At 53.3% G+C, this 20,229-nt stretch carries 19 protein-coding genes; 14 read left to right on the forward strand and 5 right to left on the reverse strand.

What is annotated here, in order from left to right:
• Positions 1-12: 12 nt before the first annotated feature.
• From ypfJ to dapA, 4 genes are all read right to left on the reverse strand, one after another.
• Positions 13-876: a KPN_02809 family neutral zinc metallopeptidase gene (gene ypfJ, locus QUF14_RS15590; protein WP_001267498.1), complete on the reverse strand. Its 864-nt coding sequence runs from the start codon at positions 874-876 to the stop codon at positions 13-15.
• Between the two features lie 167 nt (positions 877-1,043).
• The gene (gene purC / locus QUF14_RS15595) at positions 1,044-1,757 is read right to left on the reverse strand and encodes a phosphoribosylaminoimidazolesuccinocarboxamide synthase (RefSeq protein WP_001295467.1); all 714 of its coding nucleotides are present in this window, start codon (positions 1,755-1,757) and stop codon (positions 1,044-1,046) included.
• Between the two features lie 212 nt (positions 1,758-1,969).
• Positions 1,970-3,004 carry an outer membrane protein assembly factor BamC gene (bamC, locus tag QUF14_RS15600; protein WP_001297320.1) on the reverse strand — a complete coding sequence of 345 codons (1,035 nt, stop codon included), beginning with the start codon at positions 3,002-3,004 and terminating at the stop codon, positions 1,970-1,972.
• 16 nt (positions 3,005-3,020) lie between these two features.
• Positions 3,021-3,899, reverse strand: coding sequence for a 4-hydroxy-tetrahydrodipicolinate synthase (gene dapA / locus QUF14_RS15605; RefSeq protein ID WP_001592471.1), 879 nt, complete (start codon positions 3,897-3,899; stop codon positions 3,021-3,023).
• 145 nt (positions 3,900-4,044) lie between these two features.
• On the opposite strand from dapA, the gene QUF14_RS15610 reads away from it, so the two are divergent.
• The 14 genes from QUF14_RS15610 to focB all read left to right on the forward strand — a co-directional run bounded on the left by QUF14_RS15610 (position 4,045) and on the right by focB (position 18,969).
• A complete protein-coding gene (locus tag QUF14_RS15610) occupies positions 4,045-4,617 on the forward strand; it encodes a glycine cleavage system transcriptional repressor (RefSeq protein WP_000176186.1) in 573 nt (190 codons plus the stop codon).
• Positions 4,617-5,087 (forward strand): thioredoxin-dependent thiol peroxidase, encoded by a 471-nt coding sequence (gene bcp / locus QUF14_RS15615; protein WP_001068682.1) that lies wholly within the window; start codon positions 4,617-4,619, stop codon positions 5,085-5,087. Before QUF14_RS15610 ends, bcp begins: the two co-directional genes overlap by 1 nt.
• Before the next feature lie 252 nt (positions 5,088-5,339).
• Entirely contained in the window at positions 5,340-5,957 is a 618-nt protein-coding gene (hyfA, locus tag QUF14_RS15620) for a hydrogenase 4 subunit HyfA (RefSeq protein WP_001353043.1), read from the forward strand.
• Entirely contained in the window at positions 5,957-7,975 is a 2,019-nt protein-coding gene (hyfB, locus tag QUF14_RS15625; RefSeq protein ID WP_100733742.1) for a hydrogenase 4 subunit B, read from the forward strand. Before hyfA ends, hyfB begins: the two co-directional genes overlap by 1 nt.
• 10 nt (positions 7,976-7,985) lie before the next feature.
• Entirely contained in the window at positions 7,986-8,933 is a 948-nt protein-coding gene (hyfC, locus tag QUF14_RS15630) for a hydrogenase 4 subunit HyfC (RefSeq protein WP_001353042.1), read from the forward strand.
• Between the two features lie 16 nt (positions 8,934-8,949).
• The gene (hyfD, locus tag QUF14_RS15635; RefSeq protein WP_000429082.1) at positions 8,950-10,389 is read left to right on the forward strand and encodes a hydrogenase 4 subunit HyfD; all 1,440 of its coding nucleotides are present in this window, start codon (positions 8,950-8,952) and stop codon (positions 10,387-10,389) included.
• An 11-nt stretch (positions 10,390-10,400) separates the two neighbouring features.
• Positions 10,401-11,051, forward strand: a complete 651-nt coding sequence (hyfE, locus tag QUF14_RS15640) for a hydrogenase 4 membrane subunit (RefSeq protein ID WP_286333060.1) — start codon at positions 10,401-10,403, stop codon at positions 11,049-11,051.
• 4 nt (positions 11,052-11,055) lie between these two features.
• On the forward strand, positions 11,056-12,636 hold the full coding sequence (gene hyfF / locus QUF14_RS15645) for a hydrogenase 4 subunit F (protein WP_000122523.1): 1,581 nt from the start codon (positions 11,056-11,058) through the stop codon (positions 12,634-12,636).
• Positions 12,626-14,341, forward strand: coding sequence for a hydrogenase 4 catalytic subunit HyfG (gene hyfG / locus QUF14_RS15650; protein WP_001102310.1), 1,716 nt, complete (start codon positions 12,626-12,628; stop codon positions 14,339-14,341). The genes hyfF and hyfG overlap by 11 nt, the downstream gene beginning before the upstream one ends.
• Before the next feature lie 9 nt (positions 14,342-14,350).
• A complete protein-coding gene (gene hyfH / locus QUF14_RS15655) occupies positions 14,351-14,896 on the forward strand; it encodes a hydrogenase 4 subunit H (RefSeq protein WP_000916069.1) in 546 nt (181 codons plus the stop codon).
• Complete coding sequence (gene hyfI, locus QUF14_RS15660) at positions 14,893-15,651, forward strand: hydrogenase 4 catalytic subunit HyfI (RefSeq protein WP_000075545.1); 759 nt, start codon at positions 14,893-14,895, stop codon at positions 15,649-15,651. Before hyfH ends, hyfI begins: the two co-directional genes overlap by 4 nt.
• On the forward strand, positions 15,644-16,057 hold the full coding sequence (hyfJ, locus tag QUF14_RS15665) for a hydrogenase 4 assembly chaperone HyfJ (protein ID WP_000796783.1): 414 nt from the start codon (positions 15,644-15,646) through the stop codon (positions 16,055-16,057). The genes hyfI and hyfJ overlap by 8 nt, the downstream gene beginning before the upstream one ends.
• Positions 16,058-16,086: 29 nt before the next feature.
• A complete protein-coding gene (gene hyfR / locus QUF14_RS15670; RefSeq protein ID WP_001251515.1) occupies positions 16,087-18,099 on the forward strand; it encodes a DNA-binding transcriptional regulator HyfR in 2,013 nt (670 codons plus the stop codon).
• 21 nt (positions 18,100-18,120) lie between these two features.
• Positions 18,121-18,969 carry a formate transporter FocB gene (gene focB / locus QUF14_RS15675; protein ID WP_100733743.1) on the forward strand — a complete coding sequence of 283 codons (849 nt, stop codon included), beginning with the start codon at positions 18,121-18,123 and terminating at the stop codon, positions 18,967-18,969.
• A 36-nt stretch (positions 18,970-19,005) separates the two neighbouring features.
• Here the strand turns inward: focB and QUF14_RS15680 are convergent, their stop codons facing one another.
• Entirely contained in the window at positions 19,006-20,067 is a 1,062-nt protein-coding gene (locus QUF14_RS15680) for an AI-2E family transporter (protein ID WP_000892051.1), read from the reverse strand.
• Positions 20,068-20,229: the final 162 nt, after the last annotated feature.

The raw sequence follows: 20,229 nt of genomic DNA on the forward strand, positions 1-20,229 counted from the left end.
CTGCCCCGAAAGTTAAATGCTTTTACCAAAAGTATTGCATTGTGCCGGATCGCCGCTGTCGAAACCACGTTTAAACCAGCTGTAGCGTTGCTGAGAAGTGCCATGAGTGAAACTGTCTGGTACGACTCGCCCCTGACTTTGCTGCTGTAAACGGTCATCGCCGATGGCCTGCGCCGCGTTCAGCGCTTCTTCCAGATCGCCGGTTTCCAGAACGCCTTGCTGCTGCATGCTATGCCCCCAGACACCGGCAAAACAGTCGGCCTGGAGTTCCATACGTACAGATAAGCGGTTCACTTCCGCCTGCGTCGCGTTTTGTTGCAGTTGACGGACTTTCGGCTCGATGCCTAACAGTTTCTGCACATGATGACCGACTTCATGGGCGATAACGTACCCCTGGGCAAAATCGCCATCCGCGCCAAGTTTGTCTTTCATGTCATCATAGAAGGAGAGATCGATATAAACCGTGCCATCCGCCGGGCAATAGAACGGCCCCATAATGGACTGGCCCGCCCCGCAGCCGGTGCGCGTCATTCCACGGTACATGACCAGCTTCGGTTGCTGATAGGTCTTACCCATCTTCTCGAACTGCTGTCCCCAGGTGTCTTCGGTGGTTGCCAGAATCACCGAGGTGAATTTTGCGGCTTCGTCTTCATTTGGGCTAATTGACCGCGTTGATTGCTGTTGGGAAACCGGCTGTCCGGTCATCAACCCAGTTAAATCAACGCCATAGTAGCCTGCAACCAGCACGACTATCAGTAAAATCAGCCCGCCTTTACCGCTTGGCAGACGGAAACCGGGACCGCCCATTGACGGACCACCGGAGCTATTGCGCCTGTCTTCAACATTGTCACTTTCACGTCGCCCTTGCCAACGCATAGATACCTCAACAATATATTCATTATAGAAATGATCGTAGGTGGTTCAGAGGAAGATTACCACAGGAAAGCGGAATGAAATGGCGGAGGAATGAGCGTTCAATGCACATCTTATGAGCGCGGTTGTCTTGCCGTGCCAGCAGCACGGCAAGATGATGAATAGAAAAATCAGTCCAGCTGTACACCCAGGCGGCGGGCAACGGCTTCATAGGCTTCGATCAGGCCACCGAGGCTCTGGCGGAAACGGTCTTTATCCATTTTCTCCAGCGTTTCTTTGTCCCACAGGCGGCTGCCGTCCGGGGAGAACTCATCGCCCAGAACCACTTCGCCTTTGTACAGACCAAACTCCAGCTTGAAGTCGACCAGAATGAGACCAGCATCATCGAACAGTTTTTTCAGCACGTCGTTCGCTTTGTAGGTTAGCTCTTTCATACGCGCCAGATTCTCTTTGCTCACCCAGCCAAAGGTTTCGCAGTAAGATTCGTTGACCATCGGATCGTGCATGGCGTCGTTTTTCAGGAACAGATCGAACAGCGGCGGGTTCAGCTCAATACCTTCTTCGATTCCAAGACGTTTCACCAGAGAGCCAGCAGCACGGTTACGCACGACACACTCAACCGGCACCATATCCAGCTTTTTCACCAGACATTCGGTATCGGAGAGCAGACGCTCCATTTGAGTCGGGATACCCGCTTCAGCCAGTTTGCTCATAATGAAGTAGTTGAACTTGTTGTTCACCATACCTTTGCGATCAAACTGCTCAATGCGCGCGCCATCCCCTGCTGACGTATCATTGCGGAATTCGAGCACCAACAGGTCCGGGTTTTCCGTGCTGTATACGGTTTTCGCTTTACCACGATACAACTCAGCTTGCTTTTGCATCTTTATCACTCCTGGGTGTGAATTAACGTTTTAAAATCTTTTGCTGTCTGGTGTGCCGGATGTTTTGTCGGATGCGGCAAGAACGCCTTATCCGCCCTACGTCCGACAAACAAATTTCGTGCGAATTACCGCCAAAATCGCATTTTTCTGCCGACGCACACGTTTGCGTATCATATCAGAAAAAAGGGCCGGATGACTCCAGCCCTGTATTTTTACTTGCTAAACGCAGCCTGGAAGACAGCTACCAGCGCGTCGTTCTGACTCTGAGTCAGAGTATGACCTTTCGGATCGATGAACTGTAGGCTGCTGCGGTTATCTAAATCGCCAACCTGCAGTTTATAGTCACCGGATGCCAGGCCTGGATCGCTCGCGCCCAGTTCCTGCCAGTCGCTGTCAGACAGCGGCTTGTAAGTTACGGCCATGTTGCCCTGCGAACGGGTGCTGTCGGTCACTTTCATGCCCACTTTTTCCAGCGCCGCTGGCAGACGTTGCCAAACCACATTGAACGGCCCGCGTACGACCAGCATCGGTAAACCGGTGTCATCAGCTGCACTTTGTACGTCCATAGTGGTGGAGGCACGATTTTGCGCAGCGTTCGCGGCGTCAGTGGCAGATTTATCCAGACCGGCGGAAATAACGTTCATCATCTCCGTGCTGTAACGCTGCATGGAAGCCGCGTCTGCAACCGGTTTGCCCGCCTGTTCCAGGTTCAGCAGTTTAACCGTAACCGCCTGCTGATAACCCTGCGGCTTAACAGAGATTTGATAACGACCACGATACTGCTCGTCTTCGTCCAGACGGTTCCATTGTACCCAATCGGTGGTCAGCGTCTGACCCGCATCATCACGTTGGGTGATGGTGTAGTTTTTCGCCTGCAGCACGCTAACCACCTGCGGCCACAGAGTATTGCCACGACCATTTTCCACCAGCAATGAAGCGGTATCGCCCGTGAACTGGGTACGCGCGCCAGAAACCAGTGCCAGCGGCTGGGCTGGTGGACGAATGTCCAGCGCCTTACCGACAGCACCACTACCGTTGGTCACCGGGATTGCATAATCACCGGAGGTCACCGGCAAAATCATTCCAGCCGGGGCATGAAGCTCCGCAAGCGGTGCCGCTTCCAGGTAGGCTTCATCACCACTGACCTGACGCTTATAGCGTGAGTCAGAACTACAGGCAGCGAGTAATAAAACAAGCGAAACACCCGCAACCTTTGCCAGGCGCGACTTTTGAACAGAGTAAGCCATCAAATCTCCCTAAACTTTACAGCAAACCGGCATGCTTAAGCGCCGCTCTGACCGTCTCACGACCACTGTCGGTGATTGGTGTCATTGGCAGGCGCAGCGTATCGGTCGCCACAAGACCCAGTTCCTTACATGCCCATTTCACCGGGATTGGATTGGGTTCGACAAATAGTTTGTTGTGTAATGGCATCAGACGCTGATTAATAACGCGTGCCTCGGCAAAATGCCCTTCTGCCGCCAGTTTGCACATCTGGGCCATATCACGCGCTGCGACGTTAGCCGTAACGGAAATAACCCCATGACCGCCTAATTGCATGAAGTCCAGCGCGCTCGCATCATCGCCGCTCAGCAGAACAAAATCATCTGAAACCAGCTCTTTGATCTGGTTTACACGCGTTAAGTTCCCTGTAGCCTCTTTGATTCCGATAATATTTTTTACTTTCGCCAGACGGCCCACCGTTTCCGGGAGCAGATCGCAACCAGTACGGGACGGCACATTATACAGAATTTGCGGCAGGTCAGTATGTTCAGCGATGGCTTTGAAATGCTGATACAAACCTTCTTGCGACGGACGATTATAGTAAGGGGTTACCGTCAGACAGCCGACGATACCACTGTCATTGAAACGCTGCGTCAGGCTAATTGCTTCCGTAGTGGCATTAGCGCCGGTCCCGGCAATCACCGGAATGCGCCCGTCAGCCAGCTCCAGCGTCATCATCACCACATCAGCATGTTCGTCATGATTTAAGGTAGCGGACTCACCAGTGGTGCCAACAGAAACGATCGCCGAAGTACCGCTGGCGACATGATAATCAATCAGTTTTTTCAAGCTAGCCCGACAGACATTACCTTTTTCATCCATCGGAGTAACAATCGCGACAATACTTCCCGTGAACATGGGCCATCCTCTGTGCAAACAAGTGTCTCAATGGTACGTTTGGTATGGCATTAAAAGCAAGCAGACAGAACCGTTCTGATTGTTGTATGCATGTTTTTTTTATGCTTTCCTTAAGAACAACTCACCCCTTAAAGGAATAACCAGTTTGACACTGTCATCGCAACATTATCTGGTGATCACTGCGTTGGGTGCCGATCGCCCTGGAATTGTGAACACCATCACCCGTCATGTCAGTAGTTGCGGCTGTAATATTGAAGACAGTCGCCTGGCGATGCTGGGAGAAGAGTTCACGTTTATCATGCTGCTTTCCGGTTCATGGAATGCCATTACTCTGATTGAATCAACGTTACCGTTGAAAGGTGCCGAACTGGATCTTTTAATCGTGATGAAGCGCACGACGGCTCGTCCGCGTCCGCCAATGCCAGCATCTGTCTGGGTTCAGGTCGATGTGGCAGACTCCCCGCATTTAATTGAACGCTTCACAGCACTTTTCGACGCGCATCATATGAACATTGCGGAGCTGGTATCGCGCACGCAACCTGCTGAAAATGAACGGGCTGCGCAGTTGCATATTCAGATTACTGCCCACAGTCCCGCCTCTGCGGATGCAGCAAATATTGAGCAAGCGTTCAAAGCCCTATGTACAGAACTCAATGCACAAGGCAGTATAAACGTCGTCAATTATTCCCCACATGATGAACAGGATGGAGTTAAGTAATGAATCCACTGAAAGCCGGTGATATCGCACCGAAATTTAGCTTGCCGGATCAAGACGGAGAACAAGTTAATTTGACCGACTTCCAGGGACAGCGTGTTCTGGTTTATTTCTACCCGAAAGCCATGACCCCCGGCTGTACCGTACAGGCCTGCGGCTTACGCGATAACATGGATGAGTTGAAAAAAGCGGGCGTTGATGTGCTGGGTATCAGCACCGATAAACCCGAAAAACTCTCCCGTTTTGCGGAAAAAGAGCTGCTTAACTTTACGCTCCTGTCTGATGAGGACCACCAGGTGTGCGAACAATTCGGCGTCTGGGGTGAAAAGTCCTTCATGGGCAAAACCTACGATGGTATTCATCGCATCAGCTTCCTGATTGACGCTGATGGCAAAATCGAACATGTCTTTGACGATTTCAAAACCAGCAATCACCACGACGTTGTGCTGAACTGGCTGAAAGAACACGCCTGATTACTTTGCTCCATTCAGTGCTGGCTGCGCTTGCGGTCAGCACATCTCACTTCTCGTGATCAAGATCACATTCTCGCTTTCCCCTGCGACACGGGTGTCGAATCCATTTATTGCTGAACGTTAATGACCATCATTTTTGTACCGCTCAGAATCCAGTTAACACATAACTTATTGAATATATTAAATTAATCAGACTGGCATCCTTTATGCAATATGAAATGCAATGTTTCATATCATTTTCAAGGAGCCGACATGAACCGCTTTGTGGTGGCCGAACCACTGTGGTGTACAGGATGTAATACCTGTCTCGCTGCCTGTTCGGACGTGCATAAAACGCAAGGTTTACAGCAACACCCGCGCCTGGCCCTGGCGAAGACGTCAACACTCACTGCCCCTGTCGTGTGTCATCACTGTGAGGAAGCCCCTTGCCTGCAGGTCTGCCCGGTCAATGCCATCTCCCAGAGAGATGATGCGATCCAACTCAACGAAAGCCTCTGTATTGGCTGCAAGCTTTGCGCCGTGGTCTGCCCATTTGGCGCAATCAGCGCTTCAGGAAGCCGTCCGGTGAATGCCCCTGCGCAATATGTTTTTCAGGCTGACGGCTCACTCAAAGACGGCGAAGAAAACGCGCCGACCCAACATGCTTTGCTGCGCTGGGAACCGGGTGTCCAGACCGTCGCGGTGAAATGCGACCTGTGTGATTTCTTGCCAGAAGGTCCGGCCTGCGTTCGCGCTTGCCCGAATCATGCGTTACGGCTGATCACCGACGATAGCCTGCAACGTCAGATGAAAGAAAAACAGCGCCTTGCCGCAAGCTGGTTTGCCAATGGCGGGGAGGATCCCCTTTCCCTCACTCAGGAGCAACGCTAATGGATGCCCTGCAATTATTAACCTGGTCGCTGATCCTCTATCTGTTTGCCAGTCTGGCTTCGCTGTTTTTACTCGGTCTGGACAGACTGGCTATTAAGCTTTCCGGCATCACATCGCTGGTGGGCGGCGCGATTGGCATCATCAGCGGAATTACGCAATTACATGCAGGCGTAACTTTAGTCGCCCGTTTTGCCACGCCTTTTGACTTTGCCGATTTAACCCTGCGAATGGATAGCCTCTCGGCATTTATGGTGCTGGTTATCTCCTTGCTGGTGGTGGTTTGTTCGCTCTATTCATTGACTTATATGCGCGAATACGAGGGCAAAGGCGCGGCGGCGATGGGCTTCTTTATGAATCTTTTCATCGCATCGATGGTTGCCCTGCTGGTGATGGACAACGCTTTTTGGTTCATCGTGCTGTTTGAAATGATGTCGCTGTCTTCCTGGTTTCTGGTCATTACCAGGCAGGATAAAACGTCAATCAACGCTGGCATGCTCTACTTTTTTATCGCCCACGCCGGATCGGTGCTGATTATGATTGCCTTCTTGCTGATGTGGCGCGAAAGCGGCAACCTCGATTTTGCCAGTTTCCGCACGCTTTCACTTTCTCCGGGGCTGGCATCGGCGGTGTTCCTGCTGGCCTTCTTCGGTTTTGGCGCGAAAGCCGGGATGATGCCGTTGCACAGCTGGTTGCCGCGCGCTCACCCTGCCGCACCATCGCACGCTTCGGCGTTGATGTCTGGCGTAATGGTCAAAATCGGTATTTTCGGCATCCTGAAAGTGGCGATGGATCTGCTGGCGCAAACGGGTTTGCCGCTGTGGTGGGGCATTCTGGTGATGGCGATCGGCGCAATCTCCGCGCTCCTGGGCGTGCTGTATGCGCTGGCGGAACAGGATATCAAACGGCTGCTGGCCTGGAGTACCGTCGAAAACGTCGGCATTATTTTGCTGGCGGTCGGTGTGTCCATGGTCGGTCTGTCACGGCACGACCCGCTGCTCACCGTGGTTGGACTGCTCGGCGCACTGTTTCATCTGCTCAACCATGCGCTGTTCAAAGGGCTGCTATTTCTCGGCGCGGGTGCGATTATTTCGCGTTTGCATACCCACGACATGGAAAAAATGGGGGCACTGGCAAAACGGATGCCGTGGACAGCCGCAGCATGCCTGATTGGTTGCCTCGCGATATCAGCCATTCCTCCGCTGAATGGTTTTATCAGCGAATGGTACACCTGGCAGTCGCTGTTCTCACTAAGTCGTGTGGAAGCCGTAGCGCTACAACTTGCGGGTCCTATTGCTATGGTGATGCTGGCAGTCACTGGCGGGCTGGCAGTAATGTGCTTCGTCAAAATGTACGGCATTACTTTCTGTGGTGCGCCGCGCAGTACACACGCTGAAGAGGCACAGGAAGTGCCAAATACGATGATCGTCGCCATGTTACTGCTCGCGGCTTTCTGCGTATTAATTGCGCTTAGTGCCAGTTGGCTGGCACCGAAAATAATGCACATTGCCCATGCGTTTACCAATACCCCTGCCGTCACTGTCGCCAGCGGAATGGCACTTGTCCCCGGCACGTTTCATACACAGGTCACCCCCTCATTACTGTTGCTGTTACTACTGGCGATGCCTTTGCTGCCTGGCCTTTACTGGCTGTGGTGTCGTTCGCGCCGCGCAGCGTTTCGTCGCACAGGAGATGCCTGGGCATGCGGCTACGGCTGGGAAAATGCGATGGCCCCGTCAGGCAATGGCGTGATGCAGCCGCTGCGTGTGGTCTTTTCTGCGCTATTTCGTCTACGACAACAGCTCGACCCTACGCTGAGGCTGAACAAAGGTCTCGCGCACATCACCGCCAGGACTCAGAGCACAGAACCCTTTTGGGATGAGCGGGTGATCCGCCCCATCGTGAGCGCCACCCAACGGCTGGCCAAAGAAATACAGCATCTGCAAAGCGGCGACTTTCGTCTCTATTGCCTGTATGTGGTCGCCGCACTGGTTGTGCTGCTAATCGCTATTGCCGTCTAAGGAAATCACCATGAGACAAACTCTTTGCGACGGATATCTGATCATTTTTGCGTTAGCACAGGCCGTGATTCTGCTGGCGCTAACCCCGCTTTTTACGGGGATTTCCCGGCAGATACGCGCGCGTATGCACTCCCGTCGCGGACCGGGGATCTGGCAGGATTATCGCGATATCCACAAACTGTTTAAACGCCAGGAAGTTGCGCCGACATCTTCAGGTCTGATGTTCCGCCTGATGCCGTGGGTATTAATCAGCAGCATGCTGGTGCTGGCGATGGCCCTACCACTATTTATTACTGTTTCCCCTTTTGCGGGCGGCGGCGATCTGATCACCCTTATCTATCTTCTTGCCCTGTTTCGTTTTTTCTTTGCTCTTTCCGGGCTGGATACCGGAAGCCCGTTTGCGGGAGTCGGTGCCAGTCGCGAGTTGACGCTCGGCATTCTGGTCGAACCCATGCTCATTCTCTCACTGCTGGTATTGGCGCTGATAGCGGATTCCACGCATATCGAGATGATCAGCAAGACGCTGGCGACGGGCTGGAACTCGCCACTAACCACCGTACTGGCGTTACTGGCCTGTGGTTTTGCCTGCTTCATTGAGATGGGAAAAATTCCCTTTGATGTTGCTGAAGCAGAACAGGAATTACAGGAAGGCCCGCTGACCGAATATTCCGGTGCCGGGCTGGCGCTGGCGAAGTTGGGGCTGGGGCTGAAACAGGTCGTGATGGCATCACTGTTTGTGGCCCTGTTTCTGCCCTTTGGGCGCGCGCAAGAGCTTTCTCTCACCTGCCTGCTGACTTCACTTGTCGTTACGCTGCTCAAGGTTTTGCTGATTTTTGTTCTGGCCTCTATCGCAGAAAACACGCTGGCACGCGGGCGTTTTTTACTCATTCACCATGTGACCTGGCTTGGCTTCAGCCTTGCTGCGCTTGCCTGGGTCTTCTGGTTAACCGGTCTGTAAGGAGCACTGACGGAATATGGAAAATCTTGCTCTGACGACGTTATTGCTGCCTTTTATCGGCGCACTGGTCGTTTCGTTTTCGCCACAACGTCGGGCCGCCGAATGGGGGATTTTGTTCGCCGCGCTGACCACGCTGTGTATGTTGTCGCTGATCTCCGCGTTTTATCAGGCCGATAAAGTTGCCGTCACGTTGACGTTGGTAAACGTGGGGGATGTGGCGTTGTTTGGCCTGGTCATTGATCGCGTGAGTACGCTGATTCTGTTTGTGGTGGTGTTCCTCGGTTTGCTGGTCACGATCTACTCCACGGGTTATCTGACGGATAAAAATCGCGAACACCCGCATAACGGCACGAATCGTTATTACGCATTTTTGCTGGTTTTTATCGGCGCGATGGCGGGACTGGTACTCTCCTCGACGCTGCTCGGTCAGTTGTTGTTTTTTGAAATTACGGGCGGCTGCTCCTGGGCGTTGATCAGTTATTACCAGAGCGATAAAGCGCAGCGTTCAGCACTAAAAGCGTTACTTATCACTCATATCGGTTCGCTGGGGTTGTATCTTGCCGCCGCCACGCTGTTTTTGCAGACCGGAACGTTTGCGCTTAGCGCGATGAGCGAGTTACACGGCGACGCACGCTATCTGGTTTATGGTGGCATCCTGTTTGCCGCGTGGGGGAAATCGGCCCAGCTACCGATGCAAGCGTGGCTACCGGATGCAATGGAAGCGCCAACACCGATCAGCGCCTATCTCCACGCCGCATCGATGGTGAAAGTGGGCGTTTACATTTTTGCCCGCGCCATTATCGACGGCGGCAATATCCCGCATGTGATTGGCGGCGTTGGCATGGTCATGGCACTGGTCACCATTCTTTACGGCTTCCTGATGTATTTGCCGCAGCAGGATATGAAGCGGTTGCTGGCCTGGTCGACCATCACTCAACTTGGCTGGATGTTCTTCGGCTTGTCGCTCTCCATCTTCGGCTCGCGGCTGGCACTGGAGGGCAGCATCGCCTACATCGTCAACCACGCGTTCGCTAAAAGCCTGTTTTTCCTTGTAGCCGGTGCGCTGAGTTACAGCTGCGGCACGCGCTTGTTGCCGCGTCTGCGTGGCGTATTGCACACCCTGCCGTTGCCAGGCGTGGGTTTCTGCGTGGCCGCGCTGGCGATTACTGGCGTGCCGCCGTTCAACGGCTTCTTCAGTAAATTCCCACTGTTTGCTGCCGGTTTTTCGTTGTCAGTGGAGTACTGGATCCTGCTGCCCGCCATGATTCTGCTGATGATTGAATCGGTCGCCAGTTTCGCCTGGTTTATTCGCTGGTTTGGTCGCGTCGTTCCTGGCAAACCGAGCGAAGCCGTCGCCGATGCCGCACCGCTGCCAGGATCAATGCGCCTGGTGTTGATTGTACTGATTGTGATGTCGCTGATTTCCAGCGTATTCGCCGCGACCTGGTTGCAGTAAGGAGATGATGAATGACCGGTTCTATGATCGTAAATAATCTGGCGGGACTGATGATGCTGACATCGCTGTTTGTGATTAGTGTCAAAAGCTATCGCCTGTCATGCGGATTTTACGCCTGCCAGTCGCTGGTGCTGGTGTCTATTTTCGCCACCCTCTCGTGCCTGTTCGCCGCAGAGCAACTGCTGATCTGGTCCGCCAGCGCCTTTATCACCAAAGTGCTGCTGGTACCGTTAATCATGATTTACGCTGCACGAAATATTCCCCAGAACATCCCGGAAAAAGCGTTATTCGGTCCGGCAATGATGACACTGCTCGCGGCGTTAATTGTCCTGCTTTGCGCATTTGTCGTTCAGCCCGTGAAGCTACCGATGGCTACCGGGCTGAAACCGGCGCTGGCGGTGGCGTTAGGTCATTTTCTGCTTGGCCTGCTGTGCATTGTCAGCCAGCGCAATATCCTGCGGCAAATTTTTGGTTACTGCCTGATGGAAAACGGCTCCCATCTGGTGCTGGCGCTTCTTGCCTGGCGTGCACCGGAACTGGTGGAAATTGGTATCGCTACCGACGCCATTTTCGCCGTCGTTGTGATGGTGTTGCTAGCAAGAAAATTATGGCGTACCCACGGCACGCTGGACGTGAACAACTTGACCGCGCTGAAGGGATAATGAGATGAGTTATTCTGTGATGTTCGCTTTACTCCTGCTCACGCCGCTGCTTTTTTCGCTGCTCTGTTTTGCCTGCCGGAAACGGGGACACTCTGCGACTCGCACGGTGACAGTACTACATAGCTTAGGGATCACACTGCTGCTGATTCTGGCACTGTGGGTGGTCCAAACTGCCGCTGATGCGGGAGAAATATTCGCTGCGGGACTGTGGCTTCATATTGATGGTCTGGGCGGTTTGTTCCTCGCCATTCTTGGTGTGATTGGCTTTCTCACCGGTGTTTACTCGATTGGCTACATGCGTCATGAAGTGGCTCACGGCGAGCTTTCACCCGTTACGCTGTGCGATTACTACGGTTTCTTCCATCTGTTTTTGTTCACCATGCTGCTGGTTGTTACCAGCAATAACCTGATTGTGATGTGGGCGGCAATCGAAGCCACCACCTTAAGCTCGGCGTTTCTGGTAGGCATTTACGGTCAGCGTTCATCTCTGGAAGCTGCATGGAAGTACATCATTATTTGTACTGTTGGTGTCGCTTTTGGTCTGTTCGGTACCGTGCTGGTATACGCCAACGCCGCCAGTGTTATGCCGCAGGCAGAAATGGCGATATTCTGGAGCGAGGTTCTTAAGCAATCGTCCTTGCTTGACCCAACATTAATGCTGTTGGCCTTTGTGTTTGTGCTAATTGGCTTTGGCACCAAAACCGGGCTATTTCCCATGCACGCCTGGCTGCCGGATGCTCACAGTGAAGCGCCGAGTCCGGTCAGCGCCCTGCTCTCCGCCGTATTGCTGAACTGCGCGCTGTTGGTGCTGATTCGCTATTACATCATTATTTGCCAGGCCATCGGCAGCGATTTCCCCAACCGGTTATTGCTCATCTTCGGCATGTTGTCGGTTGCCGTGGCGGCATTTTTCATTCTGGTACAGCGGGACATTAAGCGTCTGCTGGCGTACTCCAGCGTGGAGAACATGGGACTGGTCGCGGTGGCGCTAGGCATTGGCGGGCCGCTGGGAATTTTTGCTGCGCTGCTGCACACCTTAAACCACAGTCTGGCAAAAACGCTGCTGTTCTGCGGTTCCGGCAATGTACTGCTCAAGTACGGCACGCGCGATCTCAACGTCGTCTGCGGAATGCTCAAAATCATGCCATTTACCGCCGTGCTGTTTGGCGGCGGTGCGCTGGCGCTGGCCGGGATGCCGCCCTTCAACATTTTTCTTAGCGAATTTATGACCGTTACCGCCGGACTGGCTCGTAATCACCTGTTGATTATCGTCCTGCTGTTATTGCTGTTAACGCTGGTGCTGGCGGGCCTGGTACGGATGGCTGCGCGGGTGTTAATGGCGAAACCGCCGCAGGCCGTTAACCGGGGTGAACTTGGCTGGTTGACCACCTCGCCAATGGTGATTCTGCTGGTCATGATGCTGGCGATGGGAACGCATATTCCACAACCTGTCATCAGGATCCTGGCGGGCGCTTCCACTATAGTCCTCTCAGGGACGCACGACCTGCCTGCACAACGTAGCACCTGGCATGATTTTTTGCCTTCAGGCACCGCATCTGTTTCGGAGAAACACAGTGAACGTTAATTCATCGTCAAATCGTGGCGAAGCGATTCTCGCCGCCCTGAAAACGCAGTTCCCCGGCGCGGTGCTGGATGAAGAGCGACAAACGCCTGAACAGGTCACCATTACGGTGAAAATAAATCTGCTGCCTGACGTTGTACATTATCTTTATTATCAACATGATGGCTGGCTTCCGGTCCTGTTTGGCAACGACGAGCGGACACTTAACGGTCATTACGCGGTTTATTATGCCCTTTCAATGGAAGGGGCCGAAAAATGCTGGATCGTGGTGAAGGCACTGGTCGATGCCGACAGTCGGGAGTTTCCGTCAGTCACACCGCGCGTCCCTGCCGCGGTCTGGGGCGAGCGAGAAATTCGCGATATGTACGGGCTGATTCCGGTTGGCCTGCCGGATCAGCGTCGCCTGGTGTTGCCCGATGACTGGCCGGAAGATATGCATCCGCTGCGCAAAGACGCGATGGATTATCGCCTGCGCCCTGAACCGACGACTGATACCGAAACGTATCCGTTTATCAACGAGGGCAACAGCGATGCGCGGGTGATCCCTGTTGGCCCGCTGCATATCACCTCCGATGAACCAGGTCACTTCCGCTTGTTTGTGGATGGCGAGCATATTGTCGATGCTGATTACCGCCTGTTTTATGTCCATCGCGGCATGGAGAAACTGGCAGAAACGCGGATGGGCTACAACGAAGTGACCTTCTTGTCGGACCGCGTGTGTGGGATTTGCGGTTTTGCCCACAGTGTGGCCTATACCAACTCGGTTGAAAATGCACTGGGGATTGAGGTGCCGCAACGAGCGCATACTATTCGCTCGATTCTGCTGGAAGTCGAACGGCTGCATAGTCATTTGCTCAACCTTGGCCTCTCCTGCCATTTTGTTGGTTTTGATACCGGTTTTATGCAATTTTTCCGCGTGCGGGAAAAGTCGATGACGATGGCGGAATTGCTGACCGGGTCGCGTAAAACCTACGGTCTGAATCTGATTGGTGGTGTTCGCCGCGATATTCTCAAAGAGCAACGTCTGCAAACGATGAAACTGGTGCGCGAGATGCGCGCCGACGTGTCGGAGCTGGTAGAGATGCTGCTTGCCACGCCGAATATGGAACAACGCACTCAGGGCATTGGCATTCTCGACCGACAAATCGCCCGTGATTATAGCCCCGTAGGGCCGCTGATCCGTGGCAGTGGTTTTGCCCGTGATTTGCGCTTTGATCACCCCTACGCCGACTACGGCAATATTCCAAAAACGCTGTTTACCTTTACCGGCGGCGATGTCTTCTCCCGCGTGATGGTCCGTGTCAAAGAGACGTTTGATTCGCTGGCAATGCTGGAATTTGCCCTCGACAACATGCCGGATACCCCACTGCTGACCGAAGGCTTTAGCTATAAACCTCACGCATTCGCGCTGGGCTTTGTTGAAGCGCCACGCGGTGAAGACGTGCACTGGAGCATGCTCGGCGATAACCAAAAATTGTTCCGCTGGCGCTGTCGTGCCGCCACCTACGCCAACTGGCCAGTGCTGCGTTACATGCTGCGCGGCAATACCGTTTCTGACGCACCGCTGATTATCGGTAGCCTTGATCCCTGCTACTCCTGTACCGACCGTGTGACGCTGGTTGATGTGCGCAAGCGCCAGTCAAAAACCGTGCCGTATAAAGAGATCGAACGCTACGGCATTGATCGTAACCGTTCGCCGCTGAAGTAAGGACAGAAAATGCTGAAGTTACTGAAAACTATTATGCGCGCCGGAACCGCGACGGTGAAATATCCCTTCGCGCCACTGGAGGTCAGCCCAGGCTTTCGCGGGAAACCGGACCTGATGCCCAGCCAATGTATTGCCTGCGGTGCCTGCGCCTGTGCTTGTCCGGCAAATGCGCTGACTATCCAGACCGACGACCAGCAAAATACGCGCACCTGGCAGCTCTATCTGGGGCGTTGTATTTACTGCGGACGTTGTGAAGAAGTGTGCCCGACCAGAGCCATTCAGCTTACTGATAACTTTGAACTGACCGTCACCAATAAAGCCGATCTCTATACCCGCGCGAAGTTCCATCTACAACGTTGCAGCCGTTGCGAACGCCCGTTTGCCCCGCAAAAAACCGTCGCACTGGCTGCAGAACTGTTGGCACAGCAACAAAATGCACCACAAAACCGCGAAATGTTGTGGGCGCAAGCGAGCGTCTGCCCGGAATGCAAACAACGCGCGACGCTGATCAACGACGACACAGATGAACCGCTGGTGGCTAAGGAGCAGCTATGAGTCCAGTGCTTACGCAACATGTCAGCCAGCCCATCACGCTGGACGAACAAACGCAAAAGATGAAGCAGCATTTGCTACAGGATATCCGTCGTTCGGCCTACGTTTATCGCGTGGATTGTGGCGGCTGCAACGCCTGTGAAATCGAAATTTTTGCCGCCATCACGCCAGTGTTCGACGCAGAACGCTTTGGCATTAAGGTTGTTTCATCACCTCGTCACGCCGATATTTTGTTATTTACTGGCGCAGTCACCCGGGCGATGCGTATGCCTGCACTTCGGGCATATGAGTCTGCCCCCGATCATAAAATCTGTGTTTCCTACGGCGCGTGCGGTGTCGGCGGCGGTATTTTCCACGATCTCTACAGCGTCTGGGGCGGCAGCGACACCATTGTCCCCATTGATGTTTGGATCCCCGGCTGCCCGCCAACACCGGCCGCCACCATTCACGGTTTCGCCGTGGCGCTCGGTTTGCTACAACAGAAGATTCACGCGGTGGATTATCGCGATCCCACCGGGGTGACCATGCAACCGCTGTGGCCGCATATCCCGCCATCACAGCGTATCGCCATTGAGCGAGAAGCGAGGCGGCTGGCGGGCTATCGTCAGGGGCGAGAAATTTGCGATCGGCTCCTGCGCCATTTAAGCGACGATCCTACAGGAAATCGGGTTAACACCTGGTTGCGCGAAGCCGACGATCCGCGTCTCAATAGTATCGTTCAGCAACTCTTTCGCGTTCTCCGGGGGTTACATGGCTGAGGAGTGCGGGGAAATTGTTTTCTGGACACTGCGAAAAAAATTTATCGCCAGTAGCGACGAGATGCCGGAACACAGCTCCCAGGTAATGTATTACTCGTTGGCTATCGGTCATCACGTTGGCGTGATTGATTGTCTGAATGTCGCCTTCCGCTGCCCACAGACGGAATACGAAGATTGGCTTGCACAGGTCGAAGAGGAGCAAGCCCGACGTAAGATGCTGGGGGTGATGACCTTTGGTGAGATTGTTATTGACGCCAGCCACACCGCCCTGTTGACCCGGGCATTCGCGCCACTGGCAGATGACGCGACGTCTGTGTGGCAGGCGCGTAGCATTCAATTCATTCATCTGTTGGATGAAATTGTGCAGGAACCGGCCATCTATCTGATGGCCAGAAAAATTGCGTGAGAAGGATTTCTCATTAATAAGGACTGTTAATGGCTATGTCAGACGAGGCGATGTTTGCCCCGCCACAAGGAATAACAATTGAAGCGGTAAACGGAATGCTCGCGGAGCGGTTAGCGCAGAAACACGGCAAGGCGTCTTTATTACGCGCCTTCATCCCGCTGCCGCCGCCGTTCAGCCCGGTACAACTTATTGAACTGCATGTTCTCAAAAGCAACTTCTATTACCGCTACCATGATGATGGCAGCGATGTGACGGCAACAACAGAGTATCAGGGCGAGATGGTCGATTATTCGCGCCACGCCGTCCTTCTCGGCAGTAGTGGAATGGCGGAGCTACGCTTTATTCGCACCCACGGCAATCGTTTTACTCCCCAGGATTGCACACTGTTTAACTGGCTGGCACACATAATCACTCCGGTTCTGCAATCATGGCTCAATGATGAAGAACAGCAGGTGGCGCTGCGTTTGCTGGAGAAAGATCGCGATCATCATCGGGTACTGGTGGATATCACTAATGCAGTGTTGTCACATCTTGATCTCGACGATCTGATCGCTGACGTCGCTCGTGAGATCCATCATTTTTTCGGTCTGGCTTCAGTCAGTATGGTACTGGGCGATCATCGAAAGAACGAGAAGTTCAGCCTGTGGTGCAGCGATCTTTCTGCCTCACATTGTGCGAGTCTGCCACGCTGTATGCCTGGCGAAAGTGTATTGCTGACACAAACGCTACAAACCCGACAACCGACCTTGACGCACCGTGCAGACGATCTGTTTCTCTGGCAACGCGACCCGTTATTACACTTACTTGCATCTAACGGCTGCGAATCTGCGCTCCTTATACCGCTCACCTTTGGCAACCATACACCGGGTGCATTGTTGCTGGCGCATACCTCTTCCACTCTCTTTGGGGAGGAAAACTGCCAGCTACTACAACATATTGCCGATCGCATCGCTATTGCCGTTGGCAATGCCGATGCCTGGCGTAGCATGACCGATTTGCAGGAAAGCTTGCAGCAAGAAAACCACCAGCTTAGCGAGCAGCTCCTTTCGAATCTGGGCGTCGGTGACATTATCTATCAAAGCCAGGCAATGGAAGATTTGCTCCAGCAGGTAGATATTGTGGCGAAGAGCGACAGTACGGTGTTGATTTGTGGTGAAACCGGAACCGGCAAAGAGGTGATCGCCAGAGCGATCCATCAACTTAGCCCACGACGCGACAAGCCGCTGGTCAAAATCAACTGCGCTGCCATCCCCGCCAGTCTTCTGGAAAGTGAGTTATTCGGTCACGACAAAGGGGCATTTACTGGCGCGATTAACACTCATCGTGGTCGTTTTGAAATTGCCGATGGCGGCACGTTATTTCTCGATGAAATTGGCGATCTGCCGTTAGAACTTCAGCCCAAACTGCTACGCGTATTACAGGAGCGGGAAATTGAGCGTCTCGGTGGGAGTAGAACGATCCCGGTGAATGTCAGAGTCATTGCCGCCACCAACCGTGATTTGTGGCAAATGGTAGAAGATCGCCAGTTTCGCAGCGATCTCTTTTATCGCCTGAACGTCTTTCCACTGGAATTGCCGCCGCTACGCGACCGTCCGGAAGATATCCCTCTTTTAGCAAAACATTTTACACAAAAAATGGCTCGCCATATGAATCGCACAATTGATGCCATTCCAACAGAAGCGCTACGCCAGTTGATGTCGTGGGACTGGCCGGGCAACGTGCGCGAGCTGGAAAACGTGATTGAGCGAGCGGTACTACTGACTCGCGGTAACAGTCTGAATTTACATCTTAATGTCCGACAAAGCCGTTTACTGCCGACGCTAAATGAAGATTCAGCGCTTCGCAGTTCAATGGCGCAGTTACTGCACCCGACGACGCCAGAGAATGACGAAGAAGAACGTAAGCGCATTGTTCAGGTATTGCGAGAAACCAATGGCATTGTTGCCGGGCCCCGTGGCGCGGCGACGCGATTAGGGATGAAGCGCACCACGCTGCTGTCACGAATGCAGCGGCTGGGGATCTCGGTTCGCGAGGTGTTGTAATCTGTTTTTGCAGGAGTATGCATGAGAAACAAACTCTCTTTCGACTTGCAGTTGAGCGCCAGAAAAGCGGCAATCGCTGAACGGATTGCCGCCCATAAAATTGCCCGCAGCAAAGTGTCGGTCTTTTTAATGGCGATGTCCGCAGGCGTGTTTATGACGATCGGATTTACTTTTTACCTTACCGTTATCGCCGATGCCCCGTCTTCACAGGCATTAACCCATCTGGTGGGTGGCCTTTGCTTTACACTCGGCTTTATTTTGCTGGCGGTTTGCGGCACCAGCCTGTTCACCTCGTCGGTAATGACGGTGATGGCAAAAAGTCGGGGCATTATTAGCTGGCGAACATGGCTGATTAATGCACTTCTGGTGGCCTGCGGTAATCTGGCAGGTATTGCCTGTTTCAGTTTGTTAATCTGGTTTTCCGGGCTGGTGATGAGTGAAAACGCGATGTGGGGAGTCACGGTTTTACACTGCGCCGAGGGCAAAATGCATCATACATTTACTGAATCTGTCAGCCTCGGCATTATGTGCAATCTGATGGTTTGTCTGGCGCTGTGGATGAGTTATTGCGGACGTTCATTATGCGACAAAATCGTCGCCATGATTTTGCCCATCACCCTGTTTGTCGCCAGTGGCTTTGAGCACTGTATCGCCAATTTGTTTGTGATTCCGTTCGCCATTGCCATTCGCCATTTCGCCCCTACCTCCTTCTGGCAACTGGCGCACAGTAGCGCAGACAATTTTCCGGCACTGACGGTCAGCCATTTTATTACCGCCAATCTGCTCCCGGTGATGCTGGGTAATATTATCGGCGGTACAGTGTTGGTGAGTATTTGTTATCGGGCGATTTATTTACGTCAGGAACCCTAAAAATCAGCCCGGCGAAACAGTTCGTCGGGCTGAAGATTATTCTTGCGCGATTTGCCCATCGGGCCAGGCGTGAATCACGGCTTTGATCAGCGTCGCCAATGGAATGGCGAAGAATACGCCCCAGAATCCCCACAAACCACCGAAGATCACTACTGATAAAATAATGACCAGCGGATGCAGGTTAACCGCTTCGGAGAACAACACAGGTACTAACAGGTTGCCGTCCAGCGCCTGAATGATCAGATACACCGCGAAGCAGCTCCAGAATTCCGTGCCAGCACCAAACTGGAATAGCGCCACGCCAACCACCGGAATGGTCACCACAAATGCACCAATGTACGGAATAAGTACCGAGAAGCCGACCAGCACCGCCAGCAGCAGCGAATAGTTCAGCCCGAAGAGTAAGAATCCCAGCCAGGTGGCAATCCCCACCACGATCATCTCCAGCACTTTGCCGCGGATATAGTTGGTGATTTGTTGATTCATCTCCTTCCACACCTGTCCTGCCAGTCCACGGTTACGCGGCAGCACCCGGCGAACGGCGTTCAGCATCTGCTCTTTGTCTTTCAGCAGGAAGAAGACCATCAATGGTACCAGCACCAGATAGACGGCAATGGTCAGCAAACCGACCAGCGAGGCGAGGGAAATTTTCACCACCGAATCGCCCATGGTGAGCATCCGGCTGCGCATATTTTCGGCCATTGCATCAATAATCCCCGCATCCATTAACGCCGGATAGCGGCGCGGCAACGTGGCGGCAAAATCAGAGAGCTTATTGAGCATCCCCGGCATATCGCGGATTAAGTAGATGCCCTGTTGCCAGGCGATAGGCATTACCACGAACGCCATCAGCAGCAAAATACCGACGAAAACGACCAATACAATCGACGTCGCCCAGCGTCGGGAGCAGCCTATTGATTGTAGCCGCACGGTTGGCCATTCCAGTAAATAGGCCAGCACAATCGCCACCAGCAACGGTGCGAGTAGGCCGCTAAAGAAAAAGATAATGCCAAATCCGGCAACTAAAATAACCAGCAAGGCAATCGCTTCCGGGTCACTAAAACGGCGGCGATACCATTGCATCAACATTTCGAGCATAAAGACCTTCCCTGAACCTCAAGAGCGGGATTGTGATCCGCAATTGTATCGAAATGTCACAAAAAAGACTTCGCTTTTTATGACGGATTCAGGAAACTGAAAAGTCATTTGAGTGGGCTAATCTTCGCCGTTACACTCAAAGGCGGCGCGGTGGGAACGATA

The organism is Escherichia sp. HH091_1A (genome assembly GCF_030295175.1).
Lineage (GTDB): Bacteria > Pseudomonadota > Gammaproteobacteria > Enterobacterales > Enterobacteriaceae > Escherichia > Escherichia coli_F.